Below are 12,392 nucleotides of genomic sequence, written 5' to 3' on the forward strand. Positions count from 1 at the left end.
AACGATTAATATAGCGGCCAACCAACACACACATTCAATGGATGACACAGCATGAGCTCACTGATCAACAAAGTACTGTTTACCCGCGCTGGCTACGGCCTGACTGTTCTGCGGATCGTTGTCGGCATCATCTTCGCTGCCCACGGCTCGCAGAAACTCTTCGGGATGTTCGGTGGCTACGGCATTGCCGGCACCGCGCAGTACATGGAAAGCCTGGGCTTGGCGCCGGGTCACCTGATGGCGATCCTGGCCGGTGGCACCGAGTTCTTCGCTGGCCTGGCCTTGATCATTGGCCTGCTGGTGCGTCCGGCGGCACTGGGTCTGATCTTCCTGTCGCTGGTCGCCATCTTCACGGTGCACATCAGCAACGGTTTGTTCATGGCCAACAACGGTTATGAGTTCGCCCTGGCCTTGCTCGGTGGCAGCATCGCGGTACTGATCGAAGGTGCCGGCAAGCTCTCGGCTGACCGCGCCATCGCCGGCTGACCGCTCTGGCTCAACAAAAAGGCCCGCATTGTGCGGGCCTTTTTTGTTGCGCGTCATTCTTGACACTGTCCGGTCAGGTTCTCTAGGATGCTGCTCATGCGCCGATTTAAACAGCTACTTGCGGGGCGCCAGGTGACTCATTCAGTTGCCGATAGAAGCTTGAGTCAGGCTTCGAAATACCGCTAAAGCGCTGGTTCGGTGTTGCCTCTCACCTGCCATGCAGACTTTCGAGGCAGAGACACGACCCAATGAATGCACTAAGCCCCGTTGTACGCCCCGCGCCGATCACGGCACACCTCACCCAGCGCAATCCAAAAATCCTGCTTGGCGGTAAACATCAGCCGACGCTTCTGCGTTATCTCGATGGCTGGCCACGTCGCACCGGCGGCCCTGCCGCGTTCCTGATCCAGTTTGTCGAAGATGGCGAGTCGTTGGCGCGTTTTGCCAACGACAGTTTCGATCTGGCAGTGATTCAGTCGCCCACGCTTGACGATGCACCGGAAGTGATCCGGCAGCTGACTCGTGTTGCCCGTCAGGGGTTGATTACCCGGCGTTGAGGCATACAGCGCTGCGGCTCATGGATACTCGATCGCCACGATATACACGCACTGCTCGCCAGTCGGTGTCTGGACCCGAACTTCAGCATCCAGCGCCTTGCCGATCAGTGCCCGCGCCAATGGCGAATCGATGCTGATCAAGCCCAGTTTCAAATCCAGTTCATCCGGGCCGACGATGCGGTAGCGCGACTCTTTGCCTTCTTCATCTTCAATCGTCACCCAGGCACCAAAGTAAACCTTGTTCGGATCGCTGGGCTTTTCGCTGACGACTTTCAGGGCTTCCAGGCGCTTGGTGAGAAAACGCACACGACTGTCGATCTCACGCAGCATTTTTTTGCCGTAGGTGTACTCGGCGTTTTCCGAGCGATCACCCTGGGCCGCCGCTTCGCTGACCGATTGCGTCACCTGTGGTCGACGCACGTGCCAGAGTTCGTGAAACTCGGCACGCATCCGCGCTTCACCTTCGGGGGTGATCAGCGCGGTGCCAGCGGTGCGGGGAGGGCGATAACGGCTCATGGTGACTTCTTGTAGTAGAGAGTGCTTGAGTCTATCAACCCTCGCGCAAGACTGTCAGGGGGCTGGCATTCAAGGCGCGACGCGTGCCGAACACACCGGCACCACCGATCAGCACCGCACCAATCAATGGCAGTACCAGCAACCACGGATGCGGATGCCAAGGCAGGTCGAAGGCGTAGCGGTAAAGTACCAGGCTGACCAACTCTGAACCCAGTGCCGCCAACAAACCGCTGACCGCGCCGAGCAAGCCGAACTCGATCCGCCGGGCCTTGACCAGTAACTGCCGCTCCGCCCCGAGTGCTCGCAACAGCGCGCCTTGGCGAATCCGTTCATCCAGCGTGGCTTGCAGACCGGAGAACAGCACCGCCATCCCCGCCGCCAATACAAACAACAACACGTACTCCACCGCCAAGGTGACCTGGGCGAGGATGCTGCGCAGCTGTTCCAGCAAGGCCTCGACTTGCAGAATGGTCACCGCCGGGAAGGCCCGGGACAAATCGACAATCTGCTGATCGTGACCCGCCGCCAGATAGAAACTGGTGAGGTAAGTCGCCGGCAAATCTTTCAAGGTGCCGGGCTGGAAGATCATGAAGAAGTTCGGCTGGAAGTTGTCCCAGTTAATCTCCCTCAGGCTGGTGACTTTCGCTTCGCGATTGACCCCGCCGACGGTGAAAACCAGATGATCGCCCAGCTTGAGTTTCAGGCTCTCCGCGACTTTGCCTTCGACCGACACGCCAGGAATCTCATCCGGCGCCTGTTCGGTCCACCAGTTACCCGAGGTGAGCTTGTTGCCCGCCGGCAGGTCCGCCGCCCAGGTCAGGCTCAGGTCACGCTGGATCGCCCGGTCACCGGCCGAATCCTTGCTGACGATGTCCTGCACCGCTTCGCCATTGATGCTGATCAGCCTGCCCGGCACCACCGGATACAGCGGCGCCGATTGCGCCGACAGTTCGATCAGTCGATCGGTGAAGGCTTGTTTGTCCGCTGGCAGAATGTTCAACGCGAAATAATTCGGCGCGTTTTTCGGCAGCTGGTTTTGCCAGGTGTCGAGCAGCTCGCCGCGCAGCAAAGCGATCAGCGCCATGGACAGCAGAATCAAACCGAAGGCCAGGGATTGGCCGGCCGCTGCCAGTGGATGACGCAGTAATTGACCCAGACCCAAACGCCAAGGCAACGAAGCACGGGCCAACATTCGCCGCAGGCTTTTGAGCAGCAACAGCAGCAAGCCGCCGAGCACCACGGCAGCGATCACACCACCGCCGAGCAGGGCAAAAGTCAGGACCAGGTCCAGGCTCAAGCGCCACATGATCAGCCCGAGCGCACCCAGCGCCGCGCCGTAGACCATCCAAGTGCTGGACGGAATTGGCAGCATGTCCCGACGCAACACCCGCAATGGCGGGACCCGGCCGAGTGCGGCCAGCGGCGGCAGGGCGAAACCGGCCAGCGCCACCAGCCCGGTGCCGATCCCGGCAATCGCCGGCAGCAAACCACCCGGTGGAACATCCGTAGGCAACAAGTCATGCAGCAGCGCAAACAATCCGAGCTGCGCGAGCCAGCCGAGGAGGGCGCCGCTAAGACTGGCGAGCAAGCCGAGCACCGTCAGCTGCAAACTGAACAGCACCATGGTTTCCCGACGCGACAAACCCAGGCAGCGCAGCAAGGCACTGGCGTCGAATCGACGTGTAGCGAAGCGGGTCGCCGACAATGCCACGGCAACCCCGGACAGCAAAACCGCCACCAGACTGGCCATGTTCAAATAACGCTCAGCCTTGCCCAGCGCGCCGCCGATTTGCCGGTTGCCGTCCCGGGCATCCTGGATACGTTGGTTGGCCGCCAGTCCCGGTTTGATCAACTGACGATAAGTTTCCAGCGCCTCGGCCTTACCGCGCCAGAGTTCGCGGTAACTGACGCGGCTGCCGGGCTGCACCACGCCGGTGGCGGTGAGGTCGCTGAGGTTGATCAGCACTCGAGGTGTCAGGCTGTAGAAATTGCCGGCGCGGTCGGGCTCATAAGTCAGCACTCGCGTCAGCTTCAGGGTTTTCATGCCGACGTCGATGCTGTCGCCGATCTTCAGGTCCAGCGCCGTCAGCAACCGCGCCTCGACCCAGGCTTCGCCGGGTTTCGGCCCGCCACCGGGTTCTTCAGGGGCGAAGGGCGCGGGGGCGCTTTTCAGTTCGCCGCGCAGCGGATAGACATCGTCGGCGGCCTTGATGCTGGACAACTGGATGCCGTTGTCGGTCGCGATGACACTGGAGAACTCCACCACCTGGGCGTGTTCCAGACCCAGCTCGGTGCCGCTCTTGATCTGTTCCGGTCGTGCCGGCGAACTGCCTTCGAGCAGCAGGTCGGCGCCAAGGAACTCGGTGGCGCGCAACATCATGGCGCCGTTGAGGCGGGCACCGAAATAACCGATGGCGGTACTCGCCGCCACGGCCACCAGCAAGGCGAAGAACAACACCCGCAGTTCACCGGCGCGAGCGTCGCGCAACAGTTGGCGGATAGCGAGGCTGAACAGGCGCAATAGCGGCAAGCGTGCCATCAAGGCTCCAGAGGGGCGACCAGCAGGCCGGCTTCAAGGCGGATCAGGCGCCGGCAACGATGTGCCAGGCGTTCATCGTGGGTCACCAGCACCAGGGTCGTGCCGCGTTCCTTGTTCAGTTCGAACAGCAGGTCGCTGATGCGCTCGCCGGTGTGGCTGTCGAGGTTGCCGGTGGGTTCATCGGCAAACAGCACGTCAGGCTCGGCGGCAAACGCACGAGCAATCGCCACGCGCTGCTGTTCGCCGCCGGAGAGCTGGCGAGGCGAGTGGGTCAGGCGCTGGCCCAGGCCAACCCGCTGCAGCAATTCGGTGGCGCGCTGCCTTGCGTCTTTGCGGCCGTCGAGTTCCAGCGGCAGCATGACGTTTTCCAGGGCGTTGAGACTGTCGAGCAACTGAAAGGACTGGAAGACAAACCCCACATGCTCGGCGCGGATGCGTGCCCGTTGATCTTCATCAAGATTGCTCAGGGCTTGCCCGGCGAGGGTGACTTCGCCACTGCTCGGCAGGTCGAGGCCGGCCAGTAGGCCGAGGAGGGTGGATTTGCCGGAACCGGAGGCGCCGACAATGGCCAAACTGTCGCCCTTGTTCAGTTCCAGGCTGAGTTCGTGCAGGATAGTCAGTTCACCTTCCGCGCTGGGAACCACTTTGCTGAGGTTCTTCGCGGTGAGAATGCTTGCGCCCATGGAGAATCCGATGCGTGTGTGGTTTTTGAGTGCTGGCCTGGCCTTGATGTGCATGGCCCAGAACGCAGCGGCGGGTACAGTCCTGATCGTTGGCGATAGTATCAGCGCCGGTTTCGGACTGGATACCCGCTTAGGGTGGGTGTCGCTGCTTGAGCAACGGCTCAAGCGCGAAGGTTTCGACGATAAAGTGGTCAACGCCTCCATCAGCGGCGACACCAGTGCCGGAGGCCAGGCACGCCTGCCGGCGCTGCTTGCAGAGCATAAACCGGAGCTGGTGATCCTCGAGTTGGGAGGCAACGACGGCTTGCGCGGAATGCTGCCAACGCAATTGCAACAAAACCTTGCGGCGATGATCGACAGCTCCAAAGCCAGCGGTGCCAAGGTCCTGTTGCTGGGCATGCAACTGCCACCGAACTACGGTGCCCGTTACACCGAGGCCTTTGCGAAGGTCTATGGCGCCCTGGCAGAGGAGAAAAAAATCCCGCTGGTACCGTTTTTTCTCGAAGGAATCGGCGGCCATCCTGACCTGATGCAAGCCGACGGCCTGCACCCGGCCGCGGTGGCTCAGGACAAGTTACTGGAAAATGTCTGGCCGACACTGAAACCGCTGCTTTGACGCTTTTCTAGTGGCGGTGTTTCGGCTAAGGTGGCGCCCCCGATTTGGAGCCCCCGATGCCGCGTCCTGCCTGGTCCCTTTTTGCCTACCAACTGATCGAGCCTGACGAGCAGCTGGATCTGTTCGCCTGCCAGGAAGTGCGGGTGCATCTGGTGGCGCGTCAGCTGGAGCTCGGCGGTTCGGCGGACCGAACCTTGTGTGGCAGCCTGTTGCCGGCACAGCCGCGCTGGTCGAGCGTGAATCGCACGGTGTTCCAGGACCAGCGTTTGTGCTCGCTGTGCCGGGCCATCCTCGAATCGCAGAAGCGCGGCACCTCGCCGATCTGGCCGGAACTGCGGTTCGAGCTTTAGGTCGCAGTGGCCAATGCCAGTAAATTCAAGGTGACTACTGTCCTTGTGGCGAGGGAGCTTGCTCCCGCTGGGTCGCGAAGCGGCCCCAAAATTCTGGCTTCCCAAATAATCAGTTGCCTGACTCAGGACTGCTGCGCAGTCCAGCGGGAGCAAGCTCCCTCGCCACAGGTAAGTGTTCGACGCCAAATTTGCGGATCTGATCGGTACTAGGCCGAGTCTCTCGCCACACAAGCTCTACATGAAAAAAACGTCATGTATCGCCTGCAACATTCTCGGCCTCCCCGAATTTACGGGCGTCGGTGTACAATCGCCTTCTTATACCCTTGTCGATCATGCGAAGGATTTTCCGGATGTTGCCGCGCTTTCCTGCCGTCACCCGCTGCCTGACCCTTGCCGCCCTCTGTGTGGCGGGTCCAGTTTCAGCACTAGAGCTGCCTCTACCGCCCCCTGGTGAAGACATCATCGGCCAGGTGCAAGTGATCAAGGCCAAGTACGAAGATACCTTCGCCGACCTTGGGACCACTTACGATCTGGGCTATTCGGAAATGGTCGCGGCCAATCCGGGCGTCGACGCCTGGCTGCCGGGCGCCGGCACCGAAATCATTCTGCCGACCCGCTTCATCCTGCCGCCGGGTCCGCGTGAAGGCATCGTCATCAACCTGGCCGAATACCGCCTCTACTACTACCCGAAAGGCCGGAACGTGGTGTACACCTTCCCGCTGGGTATCGGTCGTGAAGGCTGGGGTTCGCCGATTGCCCATACCACCATCACCGCCAAGACGCCGAACCCGACCTGGACCCCTCCAGCGTCGATCAAGGCCGAGCACGCCGCTGACGGTGACCCGTTGCCGAATGTGGTGCCGGCCGGCCCGGACAACCCGCTGGGGCCGTTCAAGTTCAACCTGGGCACGCCGGGCTACCTGATTCACGGCTCGAACAAGAAATTCGGCATCGGCATGCGTACCAGTCACGGCTGCTTCCGCATGTTCAACAACAACGTGCTGGAAATGGCGAGCATGGTGCCGGTCGGCACGTCCGTGCGGATCATCAACGACCCGTACAAATTCGGCCTGAGCGGCGGCAAGGTTTATCTTGAAGCGCACACGCCGCTGGACGACAACGGCAATCCGTCGGTGGTCGACAAGCACACCGCCGTGATCAACGCGATGCTCAAGCGTGAAGACATCACCAACAACCTGCGTATGAACTGGGATGTGGTGCGTGACGTCGTGGCTGCCGAAGATGGCCTGCCGGTGGAAATCGCCGTGCCGAACACTTCCGCACCGATGGTGTCGAGCGTGCCGGTCGATCTGCAGCAGTAAGCACGAAGAACAGGAACCCGCCGACGTTGGCCGTCGGCGGGTTTTTTTATGGCCGGTACTAAACGCCGGGCATAAAAAAAGCCGACCCATAAATGGATCGGCTTGATAACAATCCCGAAGGACTATTACTTGCGGCTAGCTTTGTCCAGCATGCGCAGAGCACGCTCGTTAGCTTCGTCAGCAGTCTGTTGTGCTTTTTGAGCAGCAGCCAGAGCTTCATCAGCTTTACGGTAAGCTTCGTCTGCACGAGCCTGGGAGCGAGCAGCTGCGTCTTCAGTAGCGGTCAGACGTGCTTCGGTTTCTTTCGATACGCTGCTGCAACCGGTAGCCAGAACTGCGGCCAGAGCCAGAGCAGAGAATTTCAGAACGTTGTTCATCGTGTTCCCCTTCAAGGACTTTCTATTAAGTAGCTGTCTCCTCAGAGTGAGGAAATAGCCGGCGTACATACTACCCATTACTTGTCGTAAGTAAACTGACGTAAAGCAAGAAGCAAAAAAAATTGTAGGCGTTGATTCTTTTTCGAGCAATTTTTAACTGCTCTGTATAAAAAATACCCAGCTGCAAGGCCCGAGATGAGCGAGCCGCATGAGAAAAGTTCCCTATTCCGAAGGCAGTATTTCCAGTCTTTGTTAAAGTCTGTCTACATGCTTTCGTCTACACTTTTGTTCGGATTTTGCGCAGCGCCTCTCATATCTTTCTGCATGTTGAGGTGACTTTAACGAAGGGCGCTCGTCTTAAGTCTCAACATCCGGCAATGTTCAGGCTTTCGACCCGGGAAGATCTTCGGTCGAGCCGTCCCTGCGTAACCCCGGAGCAGCACCCGCAGTCCCCCTCGGCATGATGACGAGCGCACCTTGAGCATTTTCGCCAATGGTGCCTACTATTTGATACGTGCCCAGGTTGCGCGAGATTGGTGTCGCTCTTCTCGGTGTCCATTCAGGCACAGGGTGGCGTAGATGTTCCTTCGCCGGAAAAACATCGGTAAGGTAGGGGTCAGAATCCAAGACCCGCGAGGAGTAGTGATGAGCGAGGCGTTGTCCATCCACCATGACCAGGCTGGTCATCAGTTCGAGACCAATGTGGACGGTCATCGTGCCTACCTGACCTATATGGATCTGGGGAAACAGACCCTGGATATCTATCGCACCTTCGTGCCCAACGCTTTGCGTGGCCGTGGCATTGCGGCGGCATTGACCGAGCAGGCGCTGCAGTACGCCGAAGAAATGGGCTACACGGTGATTCCATCGTGCTCCTACGTGGAGCGCTACATGGAACGTCATCAGCGGCACGCGGCCAAGCTGAGCCAGTAAACGCAACGCATAAAAAAACGCCGGGTTTAAGCCCGGCGTTTTTTTGTGCCTGAAAAACAGTATTCAGCTGCGATCGCGTTTCGGCAACACATCCTTGAGCTTGGCGTGCATGCTGCGCAAGGTGTTTTCGGTGGCGGACCAATCGATGCAGGCATCGGTGATCGACACGCCGTATTGCAGGTCGGCGAGGTCTTTCGGGATCGCCTGGCAGCCCCAGTTCAGGTGACTCTCGACCATCAGGCCGATGATCGACTGGTTGCCTTCGAGGATCTGGTTGGCGACGTTCTCCATCACCAGCGGTTGCAGGGCCGGGTCCTTGTTGGAGTTGGCGTGGCTGCAATCGACCATGATGTTCGGCTTGATCTTGGCCTTGTTCAGCGCTTGCTCGCAGAGCGCGACGCTGACCGAATCGTAGTTCGGCTTGCCGTTGCCACCGCGCAATACCACGTGACCGTAGGCGTTGCCCTTGGTGGTGACGATCGACACGCCACCTTCCTGGTTGATACCCAGGAAACGGTGCGGACTGGAAACCGACTGCAGCGCGTTGATCGCCACGGTCAGGCCGCCGTCGGTGCCGTTCTTGAAGCCGACCGCCGAGGACAAGCCGGAAGCCATTTCACGGTGCGTCTGGGATTCTGTGGTGCGCGCGCCGATGGCCGACCAACTGATCAGGTCCTGCAAGTATTGCGGGGAGATCGGGTCGAGGGCTTCGGTGGCGGTCGGCAGGCCCATCTCGGCCAGGTCCAGCAGCAACTGGCGACCGATGTGCAAGCCATCCTGAATCTTGAACGAGTCATCCAGGTACGGATCGTTGATCAGACCTTTCCAGCCGACAGTGGTACGTGGCTTCTCGAAATACACACGCATGACCAGATACAAGGTATCGGACACTTCGGCGGCGAGGGTTTTCAGGCGCTCGGCGTATTCGTGGGCCGCCTTGATGTCGTGGATCGAGCACGGCCCGATGACCACGAACAAGCGGTGATCGGTGCCATCAAGAATGTTGCGAATGACTTCGCGGCCCTTGGTCACGGTGCGCAGGGCGGCATCGCTCAAAGGGATATCACGCTTGAGCTGATCGGGAGTGATCAGGGTTTCGTTGGAAGCGACGTTTAGGTCGTTGATCGGTAAATCAGCCATCGTTTACTCGTCAGGTCACGGGTGCCGGCCGCCAGCGAACCCGCGCGGCGGAGCACAGCAAATTAAGCGCGTCGGGGGACCCGAACCTTAGCGCGTTACACCGTGGCTCGACAATGGGCAAACACCGGTTTAATCCAGCACTGGCTGCGCAAAAGCCTTGCGAACCGTGTCGTGGGAGAACTCATCGGCATGCTGCTGCACCCATTCGAGTGCCAGGGCTTGAGCTTCCTGCAGATCATCATGGGCATCGTGCAGGCGGCAATAGCGCTCGATCTGGCACACCTGCTCGCCCATCCGTGCACTGAACAGCATCTGTTCATCGACAAAGGCAATGCCCACCAGATAGCCGCGCTTTCGGCGCAGGCACCAGGCTACGTAGCCCAGAAAACGCAAATCGGGGTTCAAGGTCGGCATGCGTACTTCCAGCGCTGTGCCGTGGCGCCAGGCGCGGTGGTAATTGCAAGCCATGCCGCCGAGGCTGATAGTGTGCAGCCGTTGCCGTGAAATGCACTCATGTTTGAGCAGCGTAAGTTCCACGGGCACATCGTCAGGATGAGGAAGAAAACGTCCCATGAACACGGACTCCCTGTGTCGCCCATTTGACATTGTTTCCCCCAGTATAGTGGTCGAATCGGAACTGACCGATTTCGACGCCGACCAACGGCTGCTGGCGATGAGCGGCATTTCCCTGGTTATTTTCACCAGCGTCGGTTGCGCCAGTTGCCGTTTTGCCCGCGAGCAGTTGCCCAGACTCGATCTGGCGATTGACCGGCTGTGCTGGATCGACGCCGCTGACAATGGCGGGTTGGTGGAACGTTATGAGGTCTTTCATTTGCCGGCGCTGTTTGTGGTGCGCGACGGTGAGTTCTTTGGGGCGGTACAGTCGCGCCTGACCGACACCGAACTGAATCAGGCGGTAGGCCAGGCGCTAAGTCGAATTGCTGAGGAGTTGCCATGATGGGAGCAGTTGCCAAGCCGACAATCGGCATTATCGGGACCGGCGCAATCGGTGGTTTTTACGGGGTGATGTTGGCGCGGGCCGGTTTCGATGTGCATTTTCTGTTGCGCAGTGAATTTTCCGCAGTGGCCGAACGCGGGCTTCAGGTTGACAGTGCGCCGCATGGGGCGCTGACGTTAAACCCGGTCCAGGCCTATTCGAGCGCCGAGGACATGCCGCCCTGTGACTGGCTGCTGATCGGCGCCAAAACCACCAGCAACGCCGATCTGGCGCCCGCCATCCTTCAAGCCGCCGCACCGAACGCCAAAGTGCTGGTGCTGCAAAACGGCCTCGACGTTGAGGACAGCCTGCGCGAATTACTTCCCGATTCGCTGCATGTGCTTGGTGGGCTCTGCTTTATCTGCGTTCATCGCACCGGGCCTGGCGTGATCACGCATCAAGCGCTGGGCGCGGTGAATGTCGGTTATCACAGTGGCCCGGCCGCTGATGAGCCGGCACGCATGGCCATTGTCGAGGAGGGCGCCGGGATGTTCCGCGCGGCTGGCATCGATTCTCAGGGCATGCCGAACCTGCACCAGGCGCGCTGGCAAAAACTGGTGTGGAATGTTCCTTACAACGGTCTCTCGGTGTTGCTTGGGGCGAGCACTACGCCGTTGATGGCCGATGCTGACAGTCGGGAACTGATCAAGGCGTTGATGGCCGAAGTGGTTCGGGGCGCAATCGCTTGTGGTCACGAGATTCCGGCCGTGTATGCCGATCACCTGTTTATGGTGACCGAAAAAATGCCCGACTATTGGCCGAGCATGTACCACGATTTCCTGCACAAACGACCACTGGAGCTGGAGGCAATTTATGCCCGGCCACTGGCGGCGGCGAAAGCGGCGGGATGTGAGTTGCCACGCATCGAGGCCTTGTATCGGGCGCTCGGTTTTATCGATCGACGTAACGTTTGAGTCGATCCACCAGAGGGGAAAGGCATGGCCAAAGACATAGATGACAAGCTGGTGCTGGCGATTTCTTCGCGAGCGCTGTTCGACCTGAGCGAAAGCCACAAGGTCTATCTGTCTGACGGGGTCGAGGCCTATCGGCAATACCAGATCGAGCACGAAGACGAAGTCCTCGCACCCGGTGATGCATTCCCTCTGGTGGAAAAACTCCTGAATCTCAATGCCAGTCTGGGTCGTGCCCGGGTCGAAGTGGTGCTGGTGTCGCGCAACAGTGCCGACACCGGATTGCGGGTGTTCAACTCGATTCACCACTACGGCCTGGCAATTTCCCGAGCGGCGTTTGTCGGCGGACGCAGTCCTTATCCGTACCTCAAGGCCTTTGGTTGCGACCTGTTTCTCTCCACTCATGCCGAAGATGTGCGCAGTGCGCTGGACGCCGGTTTTGCTGCCGCGACCATTCTGTCGGGCGGCGCGAGCCGTGCTGCCAGTGATGAATTACGCATTGCCTTCGACGGTGACGCGGTGCTGTTTTCCGATGAATCGGAGCGGGTCTATCAGTCGGGTGGGCTGGAAGCTTTTCAGGCCAGCGAGCGTGAATCAGCCCGGGAGCCCTTGCGTGGCGGCCCGTTCAAAGGCTTCCTCGCGGCATTGAATTTGTTACAGCGCGAGTTCCCCGAAGACGCCTGCCCGATCCGCACCGCCCTGGTCACCGCGCGTTCGGCACCGGCCCACGAGCGGGTGATTCGCACGCTGCGCGAGTGGGACATTCGTCTGGATGAATCGCTGTTTCTCGGCGGCCTGACCAAAGCGGCGTTTCTGGAAGCGTTTGCCGCCGACGTGTTTTTCGATGATCAGGCCGGTCATTGTGAGCTGGCGCGCGAAGTCGTCGCCACCGGCCATGTGCCGCATGGCATAAGCAATGAGCAGAAAGTTTAAGCCCTTGAGTCAAGGTGTTACGCGGCACGTCG

General features: G+C 59.8%; 15 protein-coding genes. 9 read left to right on the forward strand and 6 right to left on the reverse strand.

Annotated elements, in window-relative coordinates; genetic code table 11:
- Window positions 1–51: 51 nt before the first annotated feature.
- Both NK667_RS04180 and NK667_RS04185 read left to right on the forward strand, forming a co-directional pair.
- Window positions 52–486 carry a DoxX family protein gene (locus tag NK667_RS04180; RefSeq protein ID WP_054613922.1) on the forward strand — a complete coding sequence of 145 codons (435 nt, stop codon included), beginning with the start codon at window positions 52–54 and terminating at the stop codon, window positions 484–486.
- A gap of 248 nt (window positions 487–734) precedes the next feature.
- A complete protein-coding gene (locus NK667_RS04185) occupies window positions 735–1,043 on the forward strand; it encodes a hypothetical protein (RefSeq protein ID WP_054613923.1) in 309 nt (102 codons plus the stop codon).
- Window positions 1,044–1,061: 18 nt separating this feature from the next.
- Here NK667_RS04185 and greB read toward each other — a convergent pair whose 3' ends face one another.
- Genes greB through NK667_RS04200 form a run of 3 tightly spaced genes read right to left on the reverse strand, consistent with a single transcriptional unit; the run spans window position 1,062 to window position 4,781 of the window.
- Window positions 1,062–1,559, reverse strand: a complete 498-nt coding sequence (gene greB, locus NK667_RS04190; RefSeq protein WP_054051991.1) for a transcription elongation factor GreB — start codon at window positions 1,557–1,559, stop codon at window positions 1,062–1,064.
- A gap of 34 nt (window positions 1,560–1,593) precedes the next feature.
- Window positions 1,594–4,098, reverse strand: a complete 2,505-nt coding sequence (locus tag NK667_RS04195; protein WP_054613924.1) for an ABC transporter permease — start codon at window positions 4,096–4,098, stop codon at window positions 1,594–1,596.
- A complete protein-coding gene (locus tag NK667_RS04200; RefSeq protein WP_054051996.1) occupies window positions 4,098–4,781 on the reverse strand; it encodes an ABC transporter ATP-binding protein in 684 nt (227 codons plus the stop codon). The genes NK667_RS04195 and NK667_RS04200 overlap by 1 nt, the downstream gene beginning before the upstream one ends.
- A 10-nt stretch (window positions 4,782–4,791) precedes the next feature.
- Between NK667_RS04200 and NK667_RS04205 the strand changes: the two genes are divergently transcribed.
- The 3 genes from NK667_RS04205 (at window position 4,792) to NK667_RS04215 (ending at window position 7,069) form a co-directional block, all read left to right on the forward strand.
- Window positions 4,792–5,397, forward strand: a complete 606-nt coding sequence (locus NK667_RS04205) for an arylesterase (protein WP_054051997.1) — start codon at window positions 4,792–4,794, stop codon at window positions 5,395–5,397.
- A 56-nt stretch (window positions 5,398–5,453) separates the two neighbouring features.
- The gene (locus NK667_RS04210; protein ID WP_054051999.1) at window positions 5,454–5,747 is read left to right on the forward strand and encodes a hypothetical protein; all 294 of its coding nucleotides are present in this window, start codon (window positions 5,454–5,456) and stop codon (window positions 5,745–5,747) included.
- A gap of 350 nt (window positions 5,748–6,097) precedes the next feature.
- Window positions 6,098–7,069 (forward strand): L,D-transpeptidase family protein, encoded by a 972-nt coding sequence (locus tag NK667_RS04215; protein WP_054052002.1) that lies wholly within the window; start codon window positions 6,098–6,100, stop codon window positions 7,067–7,069.
- Window positions 7,070–7,194: 125 nt separating this feature from the next.
- Here the strand turns inward: NK667_RS04215 and oprI are convergent, their stop codons facing one another.
- Window positions 7,195–7,446: an outer membrane lipoprotei OprI gene (gene oprI / locus NK667_RS04220; protein WP_002553018.1), complete on the reverse strand. Its 252-nt coding sequence runs from the start codon at window positions 7,444–7,446 to the stop codon at window positions 7,195–7,197.
- Window positions 7,447–8,091: 645 nt separating this feature from the next.
- Between oprI and NK667_RS04225 the strand changes: the two genes are divergently transcribed.
- Window positions 8,092–8,379, forward strand: coding sequence for a GNAT family N-acetyltransferase (locus tag NK667_RS04225; RefSeq protein WP_020800382.1), 288 nt, complete (start codon window positions 8,092–8,094; stop codon window positions 8,377–8,379).
- A gap of 63 nt (window positions 8,380–8,442) precedes the next feature.
- On the opposite strand, the gene NK667_RS04230 is transcribed toward NK667_RS04225, so the two are convergent.
- A complete protein-coding gene (locus NK667_RS04230; protein WP_054052004.1) occupies window positions 8,443–9,519 on the reverse strand; it encodes a 3-deoxy-7-phosphoheptulonate synthase in 1,077 nt (358 codons plus the stop codon).
- A 129-nt stretch (window positions 9,520–9,648) separates the two neighbouring features.
- Entirely contained in the window at window positions 9,649–10,092 is a 444-nt protein-coding gene (locus tag NK667_RS04235; RefSeq protein ID WP_054613925.1) for a PilZ domain-containing protein, read from the reverse strand.
- Between NK667_RS04235 and NK667_RS04240 the strand changes: the two genes are divergently transcribed.
- From NK667_RS04240 to NK667_RS04250, 3 genes are read left to right on the forward strand one after another with little or no spacing between them, the layout of a single operon-like run.
- Complete coding sequence (locus tag NK667_RS04240; RefSeq protein ID WP_054613926.1) at window positions 10,091–10,477, forward strand: thioredoxin family protein; 387 nt, start codon at window positions 10,091–10,093, stop codon at window positions 10,475–10,477. The genes NK667_RS04235 and NK667_RS04240 overlap by 2 nt on opposite strands.
- Window positions 10,474–11,430: a putative 2-dehydropantoate 2-reductase gene (locus NK667_RS04245; protein WP_054613927.1), complete on the forward strand. Its 957-nt coding sequence runs from the start codon at window positions 10,474–10,476 to the stop codon at window positions 11,428–11,430. Before NK667_RS04240 ends, NK667_RS04245 begins: the two co-directional genes overlap by 4 nt.
- A gap of 24 nt (window positions 11,431–11,454) precedes the next feature.
- On the forward strand, window positions 11,455–12,360 hold the full coding sequence (locus tag NK667_RS04250) for a 5'-nucleotidase (protein ID WP_054052013.1): 906 nt from the start codon (window positions 11,455–11,457) through the stop codon (window positions 12,358–12,360).
- The last annotated feature ends 32 nt before the right edge of the window (window positions 12,361–12,392 follow it).

Origin of the sequence: Pseudomonas nunensis (genome assembly GCF_024296925.1) — a bacterium.
Classification (GTDB): Bacteria; Pseudomonadota; Gammaproteobacteria; order Pseudomonadales; family Pseudomonadaceae; genus Aquipseudomonas; species Aquipseudomonas nunensis.